The following is a 25,981-nucleotide window of genomic DNA, read 5'->3' on the forward strand; positions in this document are numbered from 1 at the left end:
AGGATTATTTATCTTCGTCCTCGAATACTTCAACCACATCATTTGCATATGCTTTTATGCAAAGGTTTGCGTTTGCAACATCCTCTACGTTCTCCCAATCCAGACCGTTGTTGCTAATAAAGCCCTTTCCGTCTGTGATATCAACTGCCGCTGTCATTGAATCACTGATATATTCCACTGCAAGTGGACGCTTTGTGTCTGGTGTGTTGATGTAAAGAATAATAGCGAAGCTTTCTCCCTTGTCTACTGTTTTCGCCTGATTAAATTTTACAGTATAATAACCCGCCTGGTCTACAGTTCCTGAAGCAACAATTTCCTTTGAGGAAAGGGTGCTGGTGTTTTTGTAATCTGGAACAAAGTAAACCTGATAGCTGGTGTTTTTAGCCAAAGCATAGAAACCAGCTGCCTCTATCTGCTGATTAGCCTCTGCAGTAAAGGTATTGCAACCATAAGCCCATTCTTTACTGTAACCAATCTGACCAACCCATCCGCATAAATCGCTCTGATAGATATAATTATATGTATTATTGGTATCTACCTTCACATAGGAAACGGCCTGATTACCAATATTTGAATCATAGTAAGAAATGTAAAATACACCATCATCTCCAAAACCACTACCCCAACTGTTTTGGCAGATGAATGCACCGCTGTGTGGCACCTCAGTGCTGAAATTTTCTGCAGGATAGGTATCGTCCCATCCAATAATTACAACATCATGATTTGGCTTTGCATTTCCTGTATAGCAATATGAGTTTGTACTGCGGTTGTAGCAGCTTGATCCATTTAAATTCGCAGTATTAACACTTGCATAAATCGATGTGGAAACACCACCATATTTGTAAACAGCCCACTTTATATCATCCAGATTTTCTGAGTCGTAAAAATGTGCTTCCTGCAAGTGTACTGATGGAGCACTTTTCTCTCCGGTGAGCTCCTGAATAAGACCACCCTGTTCTTCCTCTTCAACAGGTCCCTGCCATGACAAAAGATAAGCCAATGCCATGGTATATTCACCACCGGCAGACTCGTCCAATTGAAAGCTGTTGTTATTAATCATTGAATCAACAGAAAACTTATACTGGGATGCTGGCAAAAGAGATGACTCCAGTGCCTCAAGTGAAGCACATGCCCAACAGGTAGCGGTAGAGCCCTGATTTCTTATGAAGCTGACTCTGTCCATATTTCGAAGATCATAAGTCAACGGAAGCTTTGGCACACTGCTAATTGTGATATTGGCGGTGTAGGAAGCTCTGTCATAGGTGTAGTCGTAACCAAAGATATCGCACAAATCTTTAAGTCCCACGTACATTCTACCCATGTGAATAGATGGCTTGATTGCCAGCTTCATATCATCTCCGTTGGCAGTGGCAGTTTTGTTATCCGCCAGGAACTCATAAATATTGTTAGAAATCTGGACAACTGCACAGCCCTCGTCTTCCATAAATGCCGAGCCCTTTAACACACTGCGGATAAATTCCAGCGAGCCTACTGGATTAAGACTGTCATCCAAAATAGCTTCCTGCTCGTAGCTGGTGTATAGCTCGTCATTAATGTAAAGCTTCAGTTTGCCTGAGTCGTTTAGATTTTTAGACATTAAAGGATACAGCACGTCTTCATTTAAAGCTGCTCCTCTAAATGAATCGACGGCTGCATACCTGTCATTCCAATTATTCATTTTTCCAATAACGGTGATTGCTATAATCAGTACAAACACCGTGAATCTCTTGGAAAGTTTCATTTTCTAGTCCTTTTTCTTAGGCTTTGGTCCAAGGAATTGATAAAAGTATGTCTTTATCATTCCATTGTATATCTTGCGATTTTTATCTGCTTTTCTTCCGATTGACTTTGGCGCATCTTCATAACTTGTTATCACATACATAGACCAGCTATCAAGCCCTGAATATGCCTTTCCCAGCTTACCATAAATCTCTGGAAGATCCTTCTTATCTTCAAGACGCTCTCCATAAGGAGGGTTTGTCAAAATAAATCCATATTTCTTTGGGTGGCTAAGTGCCCCAACATCTCGCACCTGGAAGTGAATCATGTGGTCAACACCTGCCTGCTTTGCATTGAGACGGGCAATTTTAACCATATCAGGGTCAATATCAAATCCCTGAAGGTCACATTCTACCGATGTATCCACTTCTTCTCTTGCCTCATCCAAAAGCTCATTCCAAAGCTTTGGAGAAATGAGATTTGTCCAGTCCATAGAGGTGAAATCTCTGTTAAGACCTGGCGCAATATTTGCAGCAATCATGGCTGCTTCAATCAAAAAGGTACCTGAACCACAGAATGGATCTACTAAAATTCTGTCGGCACGCCATGGTGTCAGCTGAATAAGTGCTGCCGCCATAGTCTCTGAAAGAGGTGCCTTACTTGTATATGTACGGTAGCCTCTCTTATGAAGAGGTGTACCTGTGGAATCAAGTGTAACTACTACATCATCCTTTAATAGGAAAATACGAACAGGATAATCTGCTCCATCTTCCTTAAACCACTGAACGTCATAATATGTCTTCATGCGCTCAACCATAGCTTTTTTAGCTATAGACTGAATATCTGTAAGGGAAAAAAGCTTACTCTTTACAGATGTAGCCTTTGTAACCCAGAATTTACCATTCTCAGGAATATACTCTTCCCATGGGAGAGCTTTGATTCCCTGGAAAAGTTCCTCAAAGGTGGTAGCGTGAAAACGGCCCACTTCTACAAGGACTCTTTCCGCTGTGCGCAGCTGGATATTTGCGCGACAAACAGCCTCGGCATCACCTGTAAAAGTTACCCTTCCATCTGTAACCTCAGTAATGTCGTAGCCTAAATCATAAATTTCTCTTTTCAATGGTGCCTCAAGTCCAAAATGACATGGGCAGCTAATGGTAAATGTTTTTGGCAATTCTAAATCTCCTATTACTTAACTAACTAAAAATATCTTAGACTAGATGATATCTTTTTTCAACTTTTCCTTGCATTAGTCGATTAACTATATTATAATCACAACCATGATAAGGAGTTTCCTTATCATACCCTTATTAATTATTTATACTCCCCTCAAAAAGACCGAAAAACTCGGTCTTTTTCTTTGGGCACACCTGTTATTACTCAAGTGTCTTTTACACAACACATTTCCCTAGTTTCCGTTGTATGCAATTAAAAAGGGCTACAGCACCGTAACCCTTTAAATACATATTATCAATTACATAAAGTGTGATAAAGCTTCTGCAAATCTGGCCTCGTCAAAAGGCTTGATAACAAAATCCTTAGCACCAGCTTCAATAGCCTCTATAACGTAACATTTCTGTCCCATGGCGCTTACCACAAGGATCTTAGCCTCAGGGTCATATTCCTTAATCTGCTTAATAGCATCAATACCATTGGAGCTACGACCTACTGTATGTCCATCAACAGTCATTGTGATGTCCATTGTTACGATGTCAGGCTTGAACTCTTTATATTTTTCTACTGCACCATCGCTACAGTCAGCTTCAGCTACAACAGTACAGCCATTTCTTTCGCATTCGTTTCTGACCACCGCTCGCATAAATCGGGAGTCATCAACTATCAAAACTGTTTTGCCCAAAGCAAGCATCCTCCTTATTTTGATTGTTAATTAGGATGTGTGGTTATATTATAGCATAATAACTGCATAACTAGTTATGAACTTTATGTTAACTATTGGTGTACATGGGGATTATTACGCCCTTTGCAACAAGTTTTAGCTTCGATTTTTAGCAGATACGTGGCAATCCCTCTCCCTGAAGTATATCAAGGAAACGTCTTCCACCTATCTCTGTTTTCATTATAAGAGCCCCCGCTTCTGATTCGTCATCAGGCGCATTGACAGAGCCTATCATACAAGCATTTTCTCCATATTTACTACTTTTAATAAGCTGCACTGCCTGTGGACCGTACTCCTTTGGGACAATAGCCACAAGCTTTCCTTCATTTCCCATATATAATGGATCAAGGCCAAGAAGGCCGCAGAAGGATTTAACCTGAGGGTTCACTGGAAGCTTTTCCTGCAAAATATCAAATCTTAATCCACTGGCTAATGCTAATTCCTTTAAAACTGTGGCAAGCCCGCCTCTTGTCACATCTCTTAAGACATGAACTGGAATTTGGTTTTCTATTAATTTTCCAACCATCTCCTGAAGAGGCGCATTATCGCTTTGGATAGTATTTTTGATACCCATACGCTGGCTTAGAACTGTGGCATGATGGTCGCCTACGTTTCCAGAAACGATGATTACGTCATCTGGGCTTGCATTCTTAGCTTTTATGTCTACGTCCTTTGGAACAAAACCTACTCCGGCAGTGTTAATGTAGATCCCACCATTTCCCTCAATAACCTTTGTATCACCGGCTACAATTTTTACACCTGCTTCATTTCCAGTCTCAGCCATTGATTTTACAATTCGACGAAGGAGCTCCACATCTGCCCCCTCTTCAAGAATGAAACCGCAAGTAATATATTTAGGAACAGCTCCTCTCATGCAAAGGTCATTCACTGTACCACAAATACACAGACGTCCAATATCTCCTCCTGGAAATTCCAATGGTGTGACCACAAAGCTATCTGTAGTCATGGCAATGGTGCCATCTCCTGGAACAACTGCTGCATCCTCCATCTCTGAAAGTACATCACTGTTAAACTGTGCTTCAAATATTTCTCTTATTAATTCCCCTGTAGCACGGCCACCTGAGCCATGCTCCATAATTATCTTCTCCATGCGTTAAAACAACTTCCTTCCTCTGACACCATGCATGCCCCCTGTGGCGACATTGGTGTGCAGACTTTTCCAAATAGTGGGCAGTCGGTAGGCTTTGCCTTGCCCATAAGAATTTCTCCACACTTGCAGGCTTTATTCTTTTTGTTATCCACATCAAGCCCCTTACTTCCCGCATCAAACTGTTTATATTCTTCCTTGAGCAGTAAGCCTGATTTCGGAATGATACCCATCCCGCGCCATGCAACATCCGCTGGCTCAAAATATTTATCTAACTGATTTTCAATAATAGGATTTTTATCCTGCGCCACAACTGAGGTGTAGAAATTCTTTACTGTGTTTTCTTTATTTAACACCATCTGCGTCAGACCATAAATGGCAATTACAAGCTCTTTTGCTGCGAAGCCTGACACCGCAAAGGGTATCTGATATTTTTCTGCAAGCTCATTAAAATAATCTGCTCCTGTCACTGCGCACACATGTCCTGGAGCAATAAATCCATCAATCTCTGCTCCATTATCACAAAGATATGAGATGGCTCCCGGCATAGTTTTCAGTGCAGTAAGTAGCTGGATATTATCCCGTCCCTGAGCTATAGCATTGTCTAAAAGCAAAGTATAAACAGGGGCAGTGGTTTCAAAGCCAACTGCTGCAAATACGTATTTACGATATGGATTATCTTTTGCAAGAGCCAAAACATCCATTGGTGAATACACCATTTCAACGCTGCCACCTCGGCCCTTAGCTTCGTTCAAGCTTTCCTTTGAGCCTGGTACTCTTAGCAGGTCTCCGAAGGTGACCACAGTAGTATCTGGCTGAAGGCTAAGCTCAATTAATTTATCAATGTATGCTGTAGGCGTGACGCACACGGGGCAGCCTGGTCCTGACAGCAATTCAATTTGTGGTGATAATATATCTCTTATTCCATGAGTGGCGATGGCGTGAGTGTGACTGCCGCAGACTTCCATGAGTCGGATTTTTTTGCCATCGTAGTCTCTCAAAAAATCTATAAGCTGTGGTAATTCCATTAGGCTTCCAAGCCTCCCATCAGCTCAATTATTTCTTCTGCTTCGTTCTTCTTCAAGGTCTGAATCACGCACCCCGCATGAACCAAAGCGTAATCCCCCTCTTTTACATTTACAAGTCCAGCGTAGGCCTCCACTTCATTTCCATTGAAATCAACAGTGACCTTCCCATCCTTTAATTTCTTTACTAAACCTGGTATTGCAACACACATTACATTATTCTCCTAACCCTAAAACATATGTTATAATTGTACTACTTTTTGAAGTATTTGGGAGGATAAAATGCACGAATTAGCAGTGACAGAATATGTATTTAATCTTGTAAAAAAACAGGCTGACGCGGCGGGCGCCAGCCATGTAGATAAAATCCATTTATTAATGGGAGATCAATGCGATTATGTACCTGAAATCATTGAAGAATATCTTCAGGTTATGAGCGAAGGCACCTCTTTGGAAGGTGTTAAAGTGGATGCCACAGTAAAAGAATCTATGATTCTATGCAAGGATTGTGGCAATCAAATCACCCGCCACGAATTCAAGGATAACTGTCCTAAATGCGGCAGTGATAACCTCAAGCTTAATCGCTGCACTGATTTCATTGTAAAAAACATTGAGGTAAGCTAAACGCCAGCACCTCATTATTTCAAGTGGAAGGCTGCCTGGCCCAGACAGATTCCACCATCTCCTGGTGGTAGTTGCTCTGAGATATATACCTTAAAGCCTTCTGATTCCAGCAAATCTATTGATCGTTCCAAAAGAATTCTGTTGAGGAAAGTTCCTCCCGACAGAACTATCTGCTTTTCTTTCCCAAGTCTTTCTGAATATATTTTCGCTATCTCAAGAATATAGTCTGCTACAGCGTAAATAAAGCCTCGGGCAATCGATTCCTTAGACACATCATGAAAAATTGCATTTGCAATCTCAATAAATATTTCCTCTGTAGAACCATTTTCTCCAAAGCAAAGTGGATACACCTGGTCAGTTCTGGCAGCCATATTTTCTAATTCTATAGGCGCCTGTCCCTCGTAAGTATTGTAGTGACAAATGTCCAGCATAGCTGATACCGCATCAAAAAGGCGTCCCATAGATGTAGATGTAACCACATTAATGTCACTGTCGATAGCCGCTCTGATGAGCTTCGCATTTTCATTTTCTATCAACTCATCCAATCCATTCTCATGAAGTATTCCCACCAAAATGGTGTCGCAGTTCTTTGCTCCCTCGTCTCCTCCGATTAATCTTGCTGGGCGCAAATCCGCAACTCTATCAAGGGCATTCTTTCCATCCCAAAGGAAAACTTCGCTACCCCAGACTGTTCCATCCTCACCGTATCCCGTTCCATCAAAGGCAAACCCCAGCACTGGACCTTTTAAATTGTGCTCTACTATTACTGATAAAACGTGAGCCTTGTGATGTTGAACCTTGTGAATTGGAAGATTCTTTTTCTGAGCATATTCATGTCCAACCTGCCCACTGAAATATCCTGGGTGCAAATCAGTCACCACTGTCTTAGGCTTGAATCCAAAGATTTTTTCCATTGCCGCCATTTCATTTCTATAAAACTTCTGGCAGCTTACGGATTCCAAATCTCCCAGATACTGGCTCACATATGCCATACCATTTTTTACATAACAGAAGCTGGATTTAAGATCTCCACCTGCTGCAAAGATTTCACCATCAATATCCACAGGAATTGGATTTGGCACATGCCCCCGTCCACGTCGGACAAACTGCTGTCTACCTTTTATTACCTTCATAACAGAATCATCCATTGGTCGAAGAATTTTTCTATCATGGCTCAATAGGGCAATAGGTGTGTCCTCCAAATCACCCGACTCCACTCTTTCCTTCAGCCACTGTTGCATTCTCTTATTATCGATTTCCAGCACATCTCCGCTAGCATTTCCACTGGTCATAATCAACGGACCACATTCCTTCACCAGCATCATCTGTACCGGGTTGCATGGAAGCATTGCACCTATATCAGGACTGGTCAGATACACATTTCCTGCAATGTGCTTGCTTCCTGAATTAATATGCTTTTTTCTTCTTACTAATACTATTGGTCTCGCAGGAGATTCCAGCAATCTTGCCTCTTGCTGATTCACCTTGCAATACTCTTTTATCTGCTTAATATCTTCAAACATTACAGCAAAGGCTTTTGCCTCTCGATGCTTTAAAGTTCTGAGAGCTGCCACTGCCTTTTCATCGAATGGACTGCAGGCTAAATGATACCCACCAATATCCTTTATTGCCAGAATTCCACCACGACTTATCAACGATATAGATGCTGTAATTGCGCCATCTATATCGTTTTCGTTATAGTTTTCCACATACTTATCAACAATGTTTTTCGACGTAATATTGTCAGCATTTTTACACTTTAAACTAGCAAATTTCAGACGAGGTCCACACTCCTTACAGGCAATAGTCTGGGCATGTCTTCTCCTGTCATTTTTGGCTATGTATTCAGTCTGACACTCAGGACACATCTCAAAATCTTTCATGGTAATTGTGTCCCTGTCATATGGAAGCTTTTCTATAATAGAATATCTTGGTCCACAGACCGTGCAGCTGATAAAAGGATGTCCATATCTGCGATTCTTCTTATCAAAAAGTTCCGCTTTGCACTTATCGCAGGTGGCAATATCAGCAGGAATCAGCGGAAGATTCTTTTCGGCATCTTTATCTGACTCTATAATTCTAAATCCCAGCTCTATTTTCTGGCTCTCTATCTCCTGCCTCTCTATCTTATGGCTCTCTATCTCCTCTTCTTCTATTGATGTGATGAAGCCTCCTGTTGGAACATCAGAAGAAAGCTTCTGGCGAAACTGATCTAATTTCTCTGTCTCGCCACAAGCTACTACCGTAACTATGCCCCCTGTATTTCTCACATAGCCATCTATATTTAATTCCTCTGCAAGCTTTGCAACAAAGGGCCGGTACCCTATACCCTGCACCAGCCCTTTAATAATGTATTTCTTTATCATATTTTATCCTTATTCTGCCTTAGCCTCAGCTGGAGCTGCAGGCTTTGCTGCAGGTTTTGGTGGTTCATAAGGAACCTCTACAGTGTATGAGAATTTCTCTGGACCTGGCTCCTGATAGCCTGGTGTAATACTCAAGCACTTCTTAGGGCACTTCTCTACGCAGTAACCACACTGAACACAGTCGAAGCGATTGATGCTCCAGGTTTTACCAGCACGATCAACAGTGATGGCTCCTGGAGGGCAGCTACGCATGCACATTCCACAAAGGATGCAACCGTCCTTATTAATATCTACATGTCCTCTTGTGCGCTCTGGATATTCCTTTGGTACAAAAGGGTATTGAGTTGTGGCAGGCTCAGAGAAAAGATTCTTCAAGACCTGCTTGTAAAATGGTAAAAACTGTCCCATAATCTTCCTCCTAACGTTCTGTACAACTAATACATGGATCAATGGTTAACACGAGGAGTGGCACGTCACCATACTGGCATCCCTGAAGAGTCTGTGTGAGAGCTGGGATGTTTGCGAAGGTAGGTGTGCGGACTCTGAAGCGGTCAAGGAACTTTGTTCCATTGGCACGAACATGATAGAAGGCCTCTCCTCTAGGCTGCTCAACACGGATGAATGACTCTCCGTTTGGCATGCCTGTAACCTTTGTATTGATTTCTGTATCTGGAATCTTTTCTACACACTGTCTGATGATATCGATTGACTGGAAAATTTCTCCGATACGAACTTCACAACGAGCATAAGAATCGCACTTGTTGCTGGTGATTACCTCAAAATCCAAATCATTGTAGGCAGCGTAGCCGTTCTTTCTCATATCGACGTTGATGCCAGAAGCTCTCATCATTGGTCCAACTGCGCCTCGACGAATAGCATCCTCTCCAGTAATGATTCCTATATCTACAAGACGACTTTTTACGGTGTAGTCTGTAAGGAAGATATCTGTCATCTCGCGAATTTCTTTTTCCATGTCATTAAGCTGTCGTACAAAATCCTGAAGCATATCCGCTGGCATATCCTTTAATACACCACCGATTGTATTTACAGAGAAAATCACTCGTCCACCTGTTGATGCCTCAAACATATCAAGAATCTTCTCGCGAAGTCTCCATGAATGCATGAAAAGTGATTCGAATCCAAAACCATCAGCAAGTAATCCAAGCCATAACAAATGGCTGTGAAGACGGCTCATCTCTGCCCAAATTGTACGAAGATAATCAGCACGACGAGGGACCTCAACGTTCATAATATCCTCTACTGCCATGCAATAGCCCATGCCATGCATGAAGGAGCAGATACCGCAGATACGCTCTGCAACGTAAACCATCTCATTGAAATCCTTCTTTGATGTGAGGCTCTCAAGTCCCCTGTGAATAAATCCAATAGATGGTATTGCTGCTAAAACTTTTTCATCCTCAAGTACCAAATCAAGGTGAATTGGCTCTGGCAAAACTGGATGCTGAGGGCCGTAAGGTACTACACTTCTATTTCCCATCTTACTCACCCTCCTTCTCTAAAAATGGTGTCTCTACGTCTATACGATATAACTTGTCATGGAAGTCCTGTTTGATATTTTCAACGTGAAGCCCCCAAAGCTCGTGCATTTCGTTCTCGTAGAAAATTGCTGATTTGTATACACGTGAAATAGATGGAACCTCTTCCTCACGCTCAGCTATTAATCTGTAATTTGAAATATCCTGTCCATTGGCAAAGGAATATGTAACCTCAAAATGATTCTCTGCCTTTGGATATGAGCAGCAAATCTGGCAAAGTCTCCAAAGAGCATTTTTCTTCTCCATGATGACTGTCAGAAGCTCTGCCTTATCTATTAAATATAAATCCTTCTTTAACTCTTGCATGTCTGCCTCCTTATGCCCTACCTGATGCTGCAAGAGCTTCAGCTTTCTCTTTGAAAAGAGCAACACCCTTTACTACACCATCTATAATTGACTCTGGTCGAGCCGCGCAGCCTGGCACATAAATATCTACTGGAATAACTGTGTCCGCACCACCTTTAATATTGTAGCATTCCTTAAAAATACCACCTGTGCAGGCGCAGGTACCAACTGCTATAACTACCTTTGGCTGAGGCATCTGCTCATAAATCTGTTTTACTACAGATTCGTTCTGAGAATTGATACCTCCAGTAATAAGGAAAATATCTGCATGCATTGGATTACCTGTATTGATAACACCAAAACGTTCTACATCATAAACAGGTGTTGTGCACGCCAAAACCTCTATATCACATCCATTACAGCTACTTCCATCATAGTGAAGCAGCCATGGTGATTTATGTATCTTAGCCATGATTTACCCCCTAATTATCTCCAGCAAGAAAAGATTCATGCCTGCTGCAACAATTGTCACACCCCATGCAAGCTTTAACATTAGCTGCCACTTTACTCTTGCTGATGTATTATCGATGAGAATCTCAAGGAACCAAACTGCAAGTATTGCAATCACAGCTCCAATAAATGTAAGAGGGTTGCTGCTGATGAAGAACAATCCCACAATTCCTAAAAGGATAGCATTCTCATACCACTCTGCAATCGTTACCATTGCATATTCCTTACCAACCATTTCAGAAGTAACACCCTTGATTACTTCCTGATGTGCATGATGGCTTGTAGAAATATCAAATGGTGACTTTCTGAATTTGATTGTAAGAATAAATACGAAGCCTACAAAAAATCCTGGTAAAAATCTTATGTTTGCAACTGAGCTACCTGCCACAATATCTGATACTGTGAAGGTGCTGGTTGCAAGGTAAAAGCCTACTGCCACAAGAAGCTCCATTGGCTCACATGCCATAATCTGCACAAGCTCACGGGATGTTCCCTGAGATGAGAATGGCGAATGTGTAGCTGTAGATGCAAGAATCAAAAACATTGCTGATGTTGAAAGTGCAAATACTACAAGCAACAAATCAAAGCCTGCAAAGAATAAAATTCCTGAAAGTATAATGAAGCAAAGGTAAGAGCGTATTAAAAATAACTGCATCTTGTTTGCTGTTAAAAACTCTTTTTCAAAAAGCTTCTTCAAATCATAAAATGGCTGAAAAACTGATGGACCTCTTCTGCCCTGCATTCTTGCAGAGATTTTTCTATCAAAACCATCCAATAATCCGATAACAAATGGTGCAACCACTACGTAGAGGATTGCCAAAAGAATTCTAGTCTGAACCATCATTGTAAAGCACCTCCCACTACGATAATCAGGTAAACAATCAAAATGAATGAAGAAATCATAATCGCTGGTGTAAACAGCTTCTTCTCACCAAATGCTTCTTCCATATAGAAGTTTGAGATTTCCATTTCCTTAGGATCACCTGTTGATGAAACAAAATTAAAATTATCTCCAGCGTTTGCTCCACCCATGTATGTAATGACCTGCTTGCCCTTCTGTCCTTTAGTCATGAGATAGTTGACAAAAGGAATAACAAATACGCCGCAAAGAAGCACAATCATGATTACCATGTTCTCGTAAGAGATTACCTGCTTTACGGTGCCAAACATATCATTAGAAAGTGGCTTGAGCACATGCTCTGATAGCCATGGGAATCCAAGTATGAGAGCAATCATCATAAAGGCATGGAAGAACATTGAGATGTACTCATTCTTCTTTGTTAAATCTCTTGATTTCTCACGCTTTGCTGCGCCAAGAATCTTTGACATCCACTTTGTCCAATAGAACATTGTTGTAGCTGAACCGAAGCAGATGAAAAGTACCATAAGTGTTGATACATATACTGAGCTTGTATCAATGAAAGCCTTAAGCGCTGCCCACTTTGAAATAAGCATTCCAAATGGTGCAAGGAACATTCCTGCAATACCTACCATAAGGATGAAAGCCAGCTTAGGGAAGATACTCATCAAGCCCTGCATCTGCTCAACATCACGGCTTCCAATTGTAGTTTCAATTGCACCTACGCACTGGAAAAGCATAGATTTTGAAACAGCATGGAAGATTACAAGGAATACTGCTGCCCAAATTGTTTCCTCGTAGCCACAACCTGTACATGCAACGATAAGTCCAAGGTTTGAAATAGTAGAATATGCCAAAACCTTTTTGCCATCTGATACCGTAATTGCGAAGCATGATGCAGCAACAAAAGTGAAGCCACCAATAAGGGCTACCATGTTACCAACATAATTATCTGCCATTGCTGGTGAAAGTCTGATAAGCATGTACACACCAGCCTTAACCATTGTCGCACTATGAAGAAGTGCTGATGAAGGTGTTGGTGCTACCATGGCTCCAAGTAACCATCCTGAAAATGGGAACTGAGCTGACTTTGTAAGCGCTGCAAAAGCAAGCATTGCTATTGGAAGCAGACAAATAATATCTGATGCTCCGCTCTTCTCTGCGGCAGCAATCAAATCATATAGATTTGCTGTGTGGAAATATACAATTCCTACAGAAATAGCCACTGCAAGGCCGCAGCCACCAAGTAAGTTCATCCATAAAGCCTTGAAAGAATTATTAATTGCTTCATCTGTGCGGGTATATCCTATTAAAAGGAAAGATGTAACAGATGTAATTTCCCAGAAGAAATATAATCCTAGAAGATTTGCAGATGTAACCAGACCAAACATTGCTCCAAAGAATACAAAAATCATTGAAAGAAAGAAGCTTCTTCTATCCTGCACTTCCTTGTGATGATGAATGTGAAAGCCATGCATGTAACCAACTGCATATATTCCAATGAGTGAACCTACAACACCAATGATTAAAACCATAATGAAGGTAAGCCAGTCAAATCGCATTGTGGATGTGTAACCCAGCTTAGGTCCAAACTTTTCTAAAACAGTTGGTACCACAGTAGATATAATCGTTAGAATTGCGATTATTAATCTATTATGTTTGTAAGAAAGATATGTGATAAAACACATTAAGAAAATATCGCCCCACATGAAGACTTCACCAAAAATCCTCTGAAATGGAAGACGAAAATCCAGTGTTTGGCCTCCTGCCAAAAACCACTGAACCGCAGTGAAGACTGATAACACCATTACGATGGCACAGCCTAGATAGACGGTAAATGCTCTGCGTTTTGAATTGTGAATCACCGCAGGCAAAATCGCCCAGAGAAATGGAAAGCAAATCAATGCTGTCACTAATGTTTCCATTATTTCCCCCTCCTTATTAAATTACATTATATATGCTGAATCTATTCCCCAATTGCATTCAGCTATTCTAGTATAGCATATATTCCACAAAATGTTTGCTAATTATTGCTGTTTTTTCGTCATATGGAATAAAAATTGGCAAAAAAAATCAGGTGCTTTCGCACCCGATTTTTATCAATTTTTATTCCATATGACCATCACGGTACATACTAAACTTATCCATTGGGTAATTCTCAAGGTTTGCAAGAATCTTACGTCCATCAGCCTTTCCGATAAGAGTTGTTCTTGCCTTAACGATTTCTCTCTCAGCTCTGTGCTTAGATGGGCCACCAACGCAACCACCTTCACAAATCATACCCTCGATGAAATCAACATCAAGCTTACCGCTCTTGAGAAGCATAAGTGCCTTCTTACACTCAGCACCACCTGCACACTGCATAAGCTTAATATCATCTGTATTCTGTCCACGCTCCTGCATGCACTCGATAACAGCCTTAGCAACACCGCCTGAAGAAGCGAAGTGCTTACCAAATGTAGATGACTCCTGGTAATCTTCCTCTACTGGCTCGAACTCAACGCCCTTAGAACGCATTAACGCACGAAGCTCACCAAATGTGATAACGTAATCTGCATTTCCTGGTACTGTCTCATCCTGTGCCTCAGACTTCTTAGCGATACATGGTCCAACGAATACTGTAACAGTATCCTCACCCATTGTAGCCTTAACGAAACGTGAGATAGCGCACATTGGAGATACTGTAGAAGACATGTTATCTCTAAACTGATCTGGGAAGTGCTTTCTGAGCATGTTGATGAAAGCTGGACAGCAAGATGTTGTCATCTTACGGCCTTCTTCCTTAGCCTCATACCACTCAGCTGACTCGTAAGCAGCTGTCATATCTCCACCGAGACCTACCTCGATCATGTCTGTGAAACCAACCTTCTTGCAAGCAGCTTTAACTGCAGCCATAGAGATATCCTCACCGAACTGTCCCTCTGTAGCAGGTGCGCACATAGCGATAACCTTCTTGCCCTCAAGGATAGCCTTGATGATATGTACAAGATATGTCTTAGAACCGATAGCACCGAATGGGCAGCTGTGGATACAGTGACCACATGAGATACACTTCTCATCGTCGATTACGCAGTGACCATACTCGTCGTAAGAAATAGCACCAACTGGGCAAGCCTTCTTACATGGTCTCTCAAGGTGAACAATAGCCTGGTAAGGACACTCCTTAGCACACATACCGCACTCCTTACACTTTGTAGGATCGATGTGCATTCTTCTCTCACCTGGAGTGATAGCACCGAACTTACAAGAGTTAAGACATGCCTTTCCAAGACAGAAACGGCAGTTGTCTGTTACTGAATAAGAAGCGATTGAACAGTCATCACAAGCTGGCTGGATAACCTGAACAACGTTCTTTGAATCTGGATTAGTAGGAAGATTCTCTGCGCAAGAAAGAATAACTCTCTGTCTTACGATTTCTCTCTCCTTGTAAACACAACAACGATATGTTGGTCTTGGACCAGGGATGATTTCGTAGCAAACAGCCTCTTTGTGCTCTGCATCAAGCTCACCATTCCAAGCAAGCTTACAAACCTCTTCCATAATGTTGTGCTTCAAACGTACAATACTCTGATCTGAAGTTACCATATTTTTCTCCTTTTACCTTTTTATTTGCCAGTGAATTGTTAATTAATTACTCGTAGACTTCTGTCTAAAATACCATTGAACTCCGCTATGGCCATTCCGTAATTAACAACCGGAACCCCCTGGGATTTGCAATGTTTAACGCGATTCTGCATTTCAGCCCCATTTATCATGCAACCACCGCAATGAATCACTAATTTATATTTTGATAAATCCTCCGGAAAATCATTTCCAGAAGAAAATTCAAAATCAATTTCTTTGCCAGTGTATTTTCTAACCCATCCTGGCATCTTTACGGTGCCGATGTCGTTACACTGTCTGTGATGAGTGCAGGCCTCTGAAATGAGAACCTTGTCACCATCCACTAATTTCTTGAGAGCTGCTACACCCTCAAGCTGAGTATTCAGACTACCCTTGTAGCGAGCCATAAGAATACTAAATGAAGTAAGTGCCGTATCCTCAGGAACAATCTTTGAAACCTCTTCAAAGGCCTGAGAATCAGTAATTACTAGCGAAATATTTTTATCTTCTTCAAGTGCCTCGGCCAATTCCTCTGGCTGGCAGCAAAGAATCTTGCAATTGTTATCAAGAAGGTCTCTTAGAACCATCTGCTGTGGAAGAATGACTCTTCCTTTTGGTGCCGACTCATCAATTGGGATAACCAAAACAACAGTGCTTCTTGGCTCTACCAAATCGGCAACAAGTGCAGGCTCCTTTACATTAGGAAGAAGCTTTATGAGCGCTTCCTTAACCTGTGACATGTCATCTGATGTGGCATCCACAAAAATAAGGTTTTCTTCCTCCAAACCAGCGTAGCCATGAGCCTCAGCCTCGTCTGTGTGATTCTCTATAATTATGTAAGGAACATTTCGTTCCTTCACATTTTTAAGGAAATCTGCTTCCTCTTCTGAAAGCTCTTTTTCTCTGGCATCGAGCACCATAACCACAATATCAATCTCGTCTAAGATACGATATGTACGATGCTTTCTAAGCTCACCAAGCTCGCCTTCATCATCAAAACCTGCAGTATCGATAATAACCACTGGACCAATTGGAAGAATCTCCATGGCCTTTTTTACAGGATCAGTGGTGGTACCCTTGTGAGCAGAAACCAGCGAAATTTCCTGATTTGTAAGTTTATTTACAATACTGGATTTACCAGCATTTCTGATTCCAAAAAAACCAATGTGGACACGCTGCCCACTGGCTGTACTATTAAGGGACATACTCGCCTCCTATAAGAATACAATATAATTTTGTTTATTTTATTAAAAAACTAAGAACTAAAATCTGAAATCTCTACGATTAGAGTTCTTGATAGCCTCGATATTTTCCTCAGCTGTCTTTCTAACATTTTCCTTTGGAATCTTCTTAAGCTCTTCCTCAATCATCTTGTAGCCAACCTTCTTTGTCTCCTCAGAAGCGTAATCTACAAGGTATTCTGTAAGAGTCATGAGTGCGTTTGGATGACAGCAGTTAATAATCTGGCCTGTCTTACAAAGCGACATAAATCTGTCGCCTGTACGTCCTGCACGGTAGCAAGCTGTACAGAATGATGGGATGTGACCTGTCTCCATGAGCCACTTAACTACCTCATCGAGAGTACGCTGATCAGAAACATCAAACTGCTCTGTATCGTGTGGACGCTCTTTCTCTGTGTAACCACCTACTGATGTACGGCTGGCACCAGATACCTGTGAAATACCAACCTGAAGCATCTTACGTCTAACTTCCTCAGACTCACGAGTAGAAATAATCATACCTGTGTATGGGACTGCAATTCTGATGCAGGCTGCAATCTTTGTAAACATCTCATCTGGAATAGAGTTGTCAAATACATCTGGATCAATATCATCAGCATGCTTAACACGTGGAACTGAAATTGTGTGTGGACCAACGCCGTGAACTGCCTCAAGATGCTCAGCATGCATGAGGAGTCCAGTGAACTCGTACTTATAGCTCTCAAGTCCGAAGAGAACACCAAGTCCTACATCGTCGATTCCACCTTCCATAGCACGATCCATAGCCTCTGTATGGTAAGCATAATCATGCTTTGGACCTGTTGGATGAAGCTCCTCATAGCTCTTTTTGTTGTAGGTCTCCTGGAAGAGGATGTATGTACCGATTCCTGCTTCCTTGAGCTTGCGATAATTCTCAACTGTTGTAGCAGCGATATTAACATTTACACGTCTGATATCGCCATTCTTGTGGTGAATGCTGTAAATTGTATCGATACACTCTAAGATGTACTCGATTGGATTGTTAACTGGATCCTCACCAGCTTCGATGGCAAGTCTCTTGTGACCCATATCCTGAAGTGCGATAACCTCAGCCTTTACTTCTTCCTGTGTAAGCTTTTTACGAGCAATGTGCTTATTCTTAAGATGATATGGACAGTAAACACATCCATTTACACAATAATTTGAAAGATAAAGTGGAGCAAAAAGAACGATACGGTTGCCATAGAAAGCATCCTTAATCTCCTGTGCTACCTTATACATTTTCTCAATATATGTTGGATCATCGCAGGCAAGAAGAACTGCTGCCTCACGATGTGAAAGACCTGAGCATACACAGCCTTCTGCTGTCTTTACTGGTCTTGCTTTCTCAAGGAGCTGATCAATCAACTCATAATTATTTTTGTTTGCTTCGGCATATTCTATTGTGTCGAGGATTTCCTGATGGTCGATAAACTCATCAGCTTTCATTGATTTTACATTGTACATTTCTTTACCTCTTTTCTATAAAACCCGCCCTGTTACCAGCGTCTGTAACGACCTCGTAACCAACGGACGAGACACGCCCCTTAAGGCATGCGATGCACTCAGCGGCTTCTTCGCCAGTGCAGATTTTGTTGTCATATAAAGTGTACATCTTTCGTACATATGTAGGCGAAAGATTCGGCATAAGTACGTTGGCACCAGCCTGAATACCCTTTTCTCTTCCCTTTGGATCAATTGTTCCAAGGGCTGTGGTAGCTGGCAGCAACATCTGTGGATAGATGATTCTAAGTAAAGATAATAAGAATAGAGTCATCTCCAAGGTGCCACTATCTTCCTTTGCAAATGGTGTATCCTTATGACTAATGTATGGACCAATGCCACACATATCTGGCTTAAACTCTTCGATAAATTTCAAATCCTTTGCCAAATCACTGGCAGTCTGACCTGGTGACTGAACCATAAATCCAGCCCCCACCTGATATCCAATATCCTTCAAATCACGAAGACAGTTCATCCTGTGTTCCCAGCTCATCTCCTCTGGATGAAGCTTAGCGTACAACTCTGGACTAGCTGTTTCATGTCTAAGCAAGTAACGTCCTGCACCTGCCTCAAAGTAGGCCTCATAGCTTGAGCGTTCTCTTTCACCAATTGAAAGAGTGATTACCATATCAGGATGAGCCTGCTTGATGCCTTTAATAATCTCGCATATATCTTCATCGCTGTAGGTATAATCCTCTCCGCCCTGAAGAACCACTGTCCTGAAGCCAAGCTTGTAGCCTTCATCAGCGCAGGCAATAATATCGTCTTTTCTAAGGCGATATCTCTCGCATTCCCTATTGCCTCTGCGAATACCACAATAATAGCAATCATTCTTGCAATAATTTGTAAATTCCACAAGACCTCTTACGAATATCTTTTTTCCATAAAACTGCTCCTGATATTTAAGAGCATACTCTGCTGCACGCTTCATTAAATCAGGATTAATATTTTCTATGAGAAGCTGATATTCCTCCAGCTCAAGGGAATGATTTCTATTAAGTTTGTCTAACGTATCTATTAACTTTGAATCCATATCTTATTGATAAAAATTTATCGTTTATTTTTTCACAAAGTATACTATATCACAATTATTTGGTGGAATCTGTTTTCTTTTAGGAACAATGTTGATGATTTATGTATGTTTTTTCGCACAAAAAAAGGAACCCTCACGGATTCCCTCTTTCTCGTGTCGTCGTGGATGAATTAGCTCTTCTTTGTTTCCAGCCTTTTGAGCATTCGTCTAGTCCTGTGATTCTCAACCATAGTCCTAAACATTTTCATCTTAAGGATAAACACCTTCATACATCAATACCTCACACCTAACTTTTCATTCTCAGCGACCATTTAATCGATTTGAGTAGCTACGACCTCCCTACCGCGCACCACTCTGGCTGTGAATTCTGTTCAATACCTCGACACCACTATTTCCCTATACCTGCGTTCCCAAATAATAGTCACCACTAAAAACGCGTCTATTCTGTGTCATAAATGTGATATTTATGTGAACGTCATCTAACACTATGTACTTTACCATTCTAAAGGACTTTGAACAATAGATTGGCAAAATCGTCAATTTTTTGGCAACAACACTACTGATTTAGCTTATCAATAATCTTTGCTGCTGCTCTTCTCTTAACTTCAACTATACTTACAACTGCTCCTGCAAGGGTAACTATTGCAAGTCCTGCAAACCATTTACCATGCTGCAATATACCAGCCAGTGTAATAGCAAGAGGAGTGTCCTCCTCACCAATAGTAACAATCTCTCCTGGTACAACAGGAACATCCTTTGGATGAAAAATCTTTGATTTTGAATTGGTCTTGGCTGATTCAGAGCTTTCTTCCTTGCCATTATCAGTAGACTTTGAAAAAGCAATATCAGATTCTTTATTGCCTACTTCTGCCAGGTTCTCACCACCTGGTAGTGCTTCAAGCTCTTCTATCTGTTTATCAACCTTTTCTTCCAGACTCTCTGCTTTTTTTGTTATTCCGCCATATGTGGAATAGCTCTCCGCAGCTGAGCATTGATTATCCCTATTATTCTCAGTGCCAGAAGCTGACTTCTGAACAGGTACTGGAGTTTCTATCTTTGAAAATCTTTCATTAAATAAAGATTTTGCATCTAAAAGCGAATCCTTTGCACTCTGAAGATTATCCTTTGCTTCTGCATATTCAAGCTGCGCACTTTCTAGCTGAGCCTCAAGCTTTGCCATCTCTGCCAACGAACCTATATCTGTGGCTCCCTTAAGCTCATCCATCTGCTGTTTAATGGATATCACTTTATCCTGTGCTGCCTTAAAATCTGTTTTGGCAGTTTCAACTGATGTTAAAAGATTATTGTAGGCTGTAACCTTTGCTCTAACCCATGAAATATAAGAAACATAATCTGTAACCAGCTCAGTCCATTCCTGACTTCCTACTTTTATGGTGTTTGTGCCTATTTCTCCTCTGGTTTCGGTTGTCCCTCTAACAGAGTTGGCAGATTTACTAACTGATTTAACACTGTTTGATTTTTTCAAACCATCTTTTGCATTGGTCTGGAACTGAGATTTTGCATATACAGGTGCTTCATAAAGAACAAGACGACCATCAGTCCCAATGAAGTATCCGTATGATGAACTTCTTACACCAGTAACAGCATTGCCATCCTTATCAACAATTATGTATTCCACATCAAAATTGCCATAGCTAACGGTTACCTGGAAGTTCTCTATTCTTTCACCATCCATAAGATTCTCAGCCTTAGGCAAATAATAATACTGTAAAATTGCCTGTGCATAGGAATCCATATATCCGCCGCGTTCTTCATCTGAGGCAGCGGCAACATCTGCTTCTGCAGCTACAAGAGCATCTGCTCCGGCTGCTGCAAGCTCATCCTGTGCAGCTTTAAGCTGTTCCTGAATCTCCTCCAAATGCTCCTGGGCACAAACCAAAGCCTGATCTGCAGCATCAAGTCTTTCTGTTGCATCAGCCTTATTTGTATTATATGCCTCTAAAGCTGTATCAAAGTCACTCTTGGCCAAGTTATAAGCGTCAAGAGCTTCCTTATATTTGTTCTCAGCATCATCAAAAGCTGTCTGTGCTTCTTCCACAGATTTGTCCGTATCTGCAATGATTATGGCAGCAGCCTTCTCGCTGGTATTCTCATCTTTAACTGCACTAACCGCTGTCTCAGCCTGAGAGCTGGCAGCTGCTGTTGTTTCTCCAACAGACTTTATAACTTCATCTACCTGTGAAACAGCTGATTCAGCCTGAGTATGAGCCTCGCCAATGGCCTCACCAGCCTTAACTATATTATCAACAGACGCACCAACAGAACCTACTGCTTCCTTTGCAGTAGCTTCATCAATTAACACACCTGAAACCTGTTCGTCGAACTTGCCCTCTGCTTCAGGCGCAGAGGCTGCCTCGCTAAGCTGGCTTGTAGTGTCTGTATTTAATTGTTCAGATAAGTTTGAAACCTCTTCAGCTATAGCCTTCTCTTCAGAATCACTAATAACCTGTTGTTCTGTAGTGGTCTCTGCATCGTTTACTGACTCTGCTTCCTGCGCAAATGCAACCATACTGGCAGGACTGGCTAGAGAAATTGCAGACAAGCCTATGGATATAGCTTGAACTGAACGATTTTTCATAAACAATCAAGTCCTTCTTCTAATTTTTATACTCTCCCACGAAAAACGTTATAAAATATAATATTTCTCATTTACACCTTATCTAAATATAAAATGAGACGCAAGTCCTTTGGCAAAATCGCACCGATTTTGGCAAAAACCTTACGTCCCATATTTTCAACATCTTAATCGTTTACTAGATTGTTTAGTTATTACTAAATTGATAATCTCTAATCTGCTGAGTGATATCAGCTATTTTCTTAGCAGACATAGGGAAAATAGTCCTGTCATCCAGATAAACATCCCCACCATCAATCCTATCTATGAAATCCATGTTGATGATGATTCCTCGATTAATCATAATAAAGCGCTTATCTGCACCTGTCATGGCAAGGAACTCGCCCGACGTCAGTCGCACTCTTGAGGACTCTCCATCATCCTTGTGAATCTCTAAATAATGACCGTCTGTTGTAACTGAAACAATATTCTTTAGATAGATTCTCTCATCAACTGAACCCACTGTTATTTTGATGAAGATGGCATCAATTGGTGTATGGTCAACAATCTCAGAAATAAGATTGTCAATTCGCTCCAGGGTAAATGGCTTTGTCACATAATCAAATGCATGAAGTGAAAATGCATCCGGATAGTGTCCTTCCGAAGCCGTCATAAAGATAAGGAAGGTTTTCTCAGTAAGCTCACGAAGCTTTTTGGCTGTTTCAATACCATCCATATCTGGCATATAAATATCCATAAAAACGATATCAAATCGTCGTTCGGTCAATGCATCTACAAAGGACTGACCCGTTTCAAACTCCTCTACCTCAAGTGTAAGAGCTCTTTTTGCAGCCACCTTTTCTACCATCATTTTAAGCTGCATTCTGAAAATGCTTTCATCATCAATAACTGCTACTCTCATTTGGCCTCCCCATGTTACTGCGATTTTGAACATTTAACACACACTACTTTGAGCTTATAATACCATATATTTGTGCACTTGATAATGAAAATTGTTTGTATTTTATATATAATGAAGTTAAATATTCGAAATATAATTTTCTACACATATTTTTAAAAAGGTAAACGCCATGTCATTTATTCAAGAAAATATGCTTTATGTTAATATTCTTATTCTGATAGTGGGTACCACCTCTGTGCATCTTGGTGTCAGCTTTCTTAGAAGAGAACGTAACACAAAAGGCTTCTTCAAATACTCCGTTTTCCTGCTTGCCTTAGGTAGTGGTCTGTGTTCTATTGGTTATTCCCTTATGTCTTTGAGTCCAAACCTGACTGCTGCATATGTTTTTAGAGTTATAGGCTTGTTGGGAATTGACATCTACATCATCGCAGAAATCATCCTTATTACCAGTTGCCTGAATATAAGCAGGACTGCCGAAATTTTTATCATTTGGGTAACCTCACTGGCAGCACTTTTGGATTTGGTTATATATGGAAATCCTGGCTCTAACAAATTTTACAGATTGGACAACTATACCATTTACGTAAGAGATGATCCCTATCGACATCTCTTTCATTACTCATATCAGCTGCTAATAGCCATCTGTCTTTTAACCGTAGGCTTAGTTTGGGCCTTCAACGTTAAGTATAAGAGAGATAAACAGCTGGTATTATTTGCCTTCCTTTCGAATTTTATTTTTGCAGCATCCTCTATACCAGATTTGTTTTTGACCATGCACGAGGTACCTTTCCTTCACGCTTCCTATTGTATGGGTGTTTCAATAGCCTTTGCGGTTTTCTTTACCTCCGCCAACGACTATATGGTTTTCTACATCACTATCAATAGTATCAGTAAAGATATTTTTTCAACCCTCGGTACTGGTCTGCTGGTTTTTGACACCAATTATCATCTTAATCTATCAAATGATTATGCAAATAAACTGCTGGGACTGGATAAGGAACCACAGAGAATACGTCTTCGAGAAATTTTTGATTTGCGAAGTGGTGAGCCGATGAGGATGTTTGATAAATCTCAAGAAGGAATCGCCATCGACTATCGACTGACAGCCAATGTAACGGGCAAGGTTACCCTTGTAAATTTCTCCTGCAAAATGGATAGAAACAATCAGCCTATGTGTTACATTTTGGTTGCCACTGATCTTACTGAAGAAAACAGACTTATTGAAGAGGCTCAGTCAGCCAACGAAGCAAAGAGTACCTTCCTTAGTAATATTTCCCACGAAATCCGTACACCTATCAACGTTATTTCAGGTATGGATGAACTGATATTAAGGGAGTGTAACGATGATACTATTTTAAAGTATGCTGAAAACATAAATGTTGCTTCTCGAAATCTTACATCGCTAATAAATGATGTGTTGGATTTCTCAAAAATCGAGTCAGGAAAAATCGAGATTGTTTCAACTGATTTTGATATCGGTATGGTATTGAATGATTCCTACAATCTTTTCCTTAGTCTTGCACAGCAGAAGAAGCAGATTTTTACTCTGGAGTGTGACCCTTCTACTCCAACAATTTTGTATGGTGATGAAATCAGATTAAAACAGATTCTGTCTAACCTTATTTCAAATGCTGTTAAGTACACTCCTGATGGAGGAACAATCAATGTTTATGTTAACTCTGAGGAAATAGATGAGCAGAGTACACTTCTTTCTATAAAAGTTAAAGATAATGGTATCGGAATTAAATCAGAGGATCTTCCTAATTTATTTGAGAACTTCCAACGCTTCGAATTAAGCAGGAATCGTTCTGTCCAGGGTACCGGACTTGGCCTATCAATTACTAAGAGTCTTGTGACACTTTTACATGGTACTATCAACGTAGAAAGTGTCTACGGCAGAGGTTCAACCTTCACTGTAAAAATACCATTTACCGTATCTGACCATGCGCCTCTTGGCAAAACCAGAGAACATTTCCTTGCTGGTTCAAGTACAAAACATAAAGTTAGCTTCACCGCAAAAGATGCCTCCATTTTAGCAGTTGATGATGTTCAGATGAACCTGGATGTTTTCTTGGGTCTTCTTAAAGAAACTGGCATACAGATTGACTGCGCAGTAAATGGTTTTATTGCCTTGGAAAAGTTACATAGAAAACGCTATGATATCATTTTCCTTGATCATATGATGCCAGAGATGGATGGTATCCAGGTGCTGAAACTGTTGCGTGCAGACAGAGATTGCCTTAATCAGGCCACACCTGTAATTATGCTCACAGCCAATGCGATGATGGGCGCTGACAGAAAATATTTAGAAGATGGCTTTGATGATTATCTTTCAAAGCCAATCAATCCTTCTGCGTTGGAGAAAATGGTACTTAAACATCTTCCAGACAGCCTGATAGTCGAAAGAACGGAAACTGACTTTGGTGACGACAATGAAGCTACATCCGATTTCACTTCATCTCTTGATTTCCTCGATACAGAATCAGGACTTCAATTTGCTGCAGGTGATTTAGATTTCTATCATCAGATTCTTACAACCTATATGAATGATGATAAACGTGAGCAGCTTAACAAACTATATCAGGAAAAGGATTGGGTAAATTATCGAATCGTGGCTCACTCTATCAAGGGTACCTCCTTGACCATTGGTGCCCCTGAAGTTTCTGAGGCTGCAAAGGGATTGGAATTTGCCGTCAAAGAGCAGCGCTACGAGTATATCGACGAGCACCATGATGAGGTGATGAAGATGTATGGGGAATTGCTGGAAAAACTGAAAAAAGCGTTGCATTAGTATTTCTAATTTAGTATACTAGTCTGCGGACGCCGGCATGTCGGAATTGGCAGACGAGGCAGACTCAAAATCTGTTGATGGCAACATCGTGTGGGTTCAAGTCCCACTGCCGGCATATGCAATATAAAAAAAAGACTTAGCAAATTTGCTAAGTCTCAGAGTGTAGACAAAGTGTCGCGGCTTCCGCCGCGACATTTTCTTTTTAATAAGGAGGAACTGGAGTCTGCGGACTCCAGTTCTTTCATTTTTAGATTATCCAAATCCTTAGAAAGCCTTGATTTTACAAGCGTTCTAGTTACTTTTTTGGTATAATAATACTATCAAAACAAGGGGTTAGAATAATGATTACAGAACAGAATGAGAAGGC

General features: G+C 40.9%; 21 protein-coding genes and 1 tRNA gene. 3 read left to right on the forward strand and 19 right to left on the reverse strand.

What is annotated here, in order from left to right:
• Positions 1–4: 4 nt before the first annotated feature.
• The 6 genes from BMZ41_RS10915 to BMZ41_RS10940 all read right to left on the reverse strand — a co-directional run bounded on the left by BMZ41_RS10915 (position 5) and on the right by BMZ41_RS10940 (position 5,961).
• Positions 5–1,741 (reverse strand): lectin like domain-containing protein, encoded by a 1,737-nt coding sequence (locus BMZ41_RS10915; protein ID WP_090529601.1) that lies wholly within the window; start codon positions 1,739–1,741, stop codon positions 5–7.
• 3 nt (positions 1,742–1,744) lie between these two features.
• Positions 1,745–2,893, reverse strand: coding sequence for a THUMP domain-containing class I SAM-dependent RNA methyltransferase (locus BMZ41_RS10920; RefSeq protein WP_090529604.1), 1,149 nt, complete (start codon positions 2,891–2,893; stop codon positions 1,745–1,747).
• 300 nt (positions 2,894–3,193) lie between these two features.
• On the reverse strand, positions 3,194–3,577 hold the full coding sequence (locus tag BMZ41_RS10925; protein ID WP_090168747.1) for a response regulator: 384 nt from the start codon (positions 3,575–3,577) through the stop codon (positions 3,194–3,196).
• Positions 3,578–3,725: 148 nt separating this feature from the next.
• Positions 3,726–4,727: a hydrogenase expression/formation protein HypE gene (gene hypE / locus BMZ41_RS10930; RefSeq protein WP_090529607.1), complete on the reverse strand. Its 1,002-nt coding sequence runs from the start codon at positions 4,725–4,727 to the stop codon at positions 3,726–3,728.
• Positions 4,715–5,752: a hydrogenase formation protein HypD gene (gene hypD, locus BMZ41_RS10935; protein WP_090529610.1), complete on the reverse strand. Its 1,038-nt coding sequence runs from the start codon at positions 5,750–5,752 to the stop codon at positions 4,715–4,717. The genes hypE and hypD overlap by 13 nt, the downstream gene beginning before the upstream one ends.
• A complete protein-coding gene (locus BMZ41_RS10940) occupies positions 5,752–5,961 on the reverse strand; it encodes a HypC/HybG/HupF family hydrogenase formation chaperone (RefSeq protein WP_090529613.1) in 210 nt (69 codons plus the stop codon). Before BMZ41_RS10940 ends, hypD begins: the two co-directional genes overlap by 1 nt.
• Positions 5,962–6,031: 70 nt before the next feature.
• Between BMZ41_RS10940 and BMZ41_RS10945 the strand changes: the two genes are divergently transcribed.
• Positions 6,032–6,373 (forward strand): hydrogenase maturation nickel metallochaperone HypA/HybF, encoded by a 342-nt coding sequence (locus BMZ41_RS10945; protein ID WP_090168620.1) that lies wholly within the window; start codon positions 6,032–6,034, stop codon positions 6,371–6,373.
• Between the two features lie 14 nt (positions 6,374–6,387).
• On the opposite strand, the gene hypF is transcribed toward BMZ41_RS10945, so the two are convergent.
• From hypF to BMZ41_RS11010, 13 genes are all read right to left on the reverse strand, one after another.
• Positions 6,388–8,739: a carbamoyltransferase HypF gene (hypF, locus tag BMZ41_RS10950; RefSeq protein WP_090529616.1), complete on the reverse strand. Its 2,352-nt coding sequence runs from the start codon at positions 8,737–8,739 to the stop codon at positions 6,388–6,390.
• 9 nt (positions 8,740–8,748) lie between these two features.
• Entirely contained in the window at positions 8,749–9,147 is a 399-nt protein-coding gene (locus BMZ41_RS10955) for a 4Fe-4S binding protein (protein ID WP_090168615.1), read from the reverse strand.
• Between the two features lie 10 nt (positions 9,148–9,157).
• Entirely contained in the window at positions 9,158–10,237 is a 1,080-nt protein-coding gene (locus BMZ41_RS10960) for a hydrogenase large subunit (protein WP_090168613.1), read from the reverse strand.
• Position 10,238: 1 nt separating this feature from the next.
• The gene (locus tag BMZ41_RS10965) at positions 10,239–10,601 is read right to left on the reverse strand and encodes an NADH-quinone oxidoreductase subunit C (RefSeq protein WP_072915721.1); all 363 of its coding nucleotides are present in this window, start codon (positions 10,599–10,601) and stop codon (positions 10,239–10,241) included.
• A 10-nt stretch (positions 10,602–10,611) separates the two neighbouring features.
• Positions 10,612–11,052 (reverse strand): NADH-quinone oxidoreductase subunit B family protein, encoded by a 441-nt coding sequence (locus BMZ41_RS10970; protein WP_090168608.1) that lies wholly within the window; start codon positions 11,050–11,052, stop codon positions 10,612–10,614.
• Between the two features lie 3 nt (positions 11,053–11,055).
• Positions 11,056–11,934, reverse strand: coding sequence for an NADH-quinone oxidoreductase subunit H (locus tag BMZ41_RS10975; RefSeq protein WP_090168607.1), 879 nt, complete (start codon positions 11,932–11,934; stop codon positions 11,056–11,058).
• Positions 11,931–13,874 (reverse strand): NADH-quinone oxidoreductase subunit 5 family protein, encoded by a 1,944-nt coding sequence (locus tag BMZ41_RS10980; protein ID WP_090529619.1) that lies wholly within the window; start codon positions 13,872–13,874, stop codon positions 11,931–11,933. Before BMZ41_RS10980 ends, BMZ41_RS10975 begins: the two co-directional genes overlap by 4 nt.
• A gap of 181 nt (positions 13,875–14,055) precedes the next feature.
• Positions 14,056–15,534: a 4Fe-4S dicluster domain-containing protein gene (locus BMZ41_RS10985; RefSeq protein ID WP_090168599.1), complete on the reverse strand. Its 1,479-nt coding sequence runs from the start codon at positions 15,532–15,534 to the stop codon at positions 14,056–14,058.
• A 38-nt stretch (positions 15,535–15,572) separates the two neighbouring features.
• Positions 15,573–16,757, reverse strand: a complete 1,185-nt coding sequence (hydF, locus tag BMZ41_RS10990) for a [FeFe] hydrogenase H-cluster maturation GTPase HydF (protein ID WP_090529623.1) — start codon at positions 16,755–16,757, stop codon at positions 15,573–15,575.
• Positions 16,758–16,814: 57 nt separating this feature from the next.
• Entirely contained in the window at positions 16,815–18,257 is a 1,443-nt protein-coding gene (gene hydG / locus BMZ41_RS10995; RefSeq protein WP_090529626.1) for a [FeFe] hydrogenase H-cluster radical SAM maturase HydG, read from the reverse strand.
• A gap of 4 nt (positions 18,258–18,261) precedes the next feature.
• Entirely contained in the window at positions 18,262–19,326 is a 1,065-nt protein-coding gene (hydE, locus tag BMZ41_RS11000; RefSeq protein WP_090168592.1) for a [FeFe] hydrogenase H-cluster radical SAM maturase HydE, read from the reverse strand.
• A 556-nt stretch (positions 19,327–19,882) separates the two neighbouring features.
• Positions 19,883–21,925: a hypothetical protein gene (locus BMZ41_RS11005; RefSeq protein WP_090529630.1), complete on the reverse strand. Its 2,043-nt coding sequence runs from the start codon at positions 21,923–21,925 to the stop codon at positions 19,883–19,885.
• A gap of 184 nt (positions 21,926–22,109) precedes the next feature.
• Positions 22,110–22,823 (reverse strand): LytR/AlgR family response regulator transcription factor, encoded by a 714-nt coding sequence (locus tag BMZ41_RS11010; protein WP_176754511.1) that lies wholly within the window; start codon positions 22,821–22,823, stop codon positions 22,110–22,112.
• A gap of 169 nt (positions 22,824–22,992) precedes the next feature.
• On the opposite strand from BMZ41_RS11010, the gene BMZ41_RS11015 reads away from it, so the two are divergent.
• Both BMZ41_RS11015 and BMZ41_RS11020 read left to right on the forward strand, forming a co-directional pair.
• Positions 22,993–25,614 (forward strand): ATP-binding protein, encoded by a 2,622-nt coding sequence (locus BMZ41_RS11015; protein WP_090529633.1) that lies wholly within the window; start codon positions 22,993–22,995, stop codon positions 25,612–25,614.
• A 31-nt stretch (positions 25,615–25,645) separates the two neighbouring features.
• Positions 25,646–25,729 (forward strand) — tRNA-Leu (locus BMZ41_RS11020).
• Positions 25,730–25,981: the final 252 nt, after the last annotated feature.

This window comes from Pseudobutyrivibrio sp. UC1225 (assembly GCF_900115215.1).
Classification (GTDB): Bacteria; Bacillota; Clostridia; order Lachnospirales; family Lachnospiraceae; genus Pseudobutyrivibrio.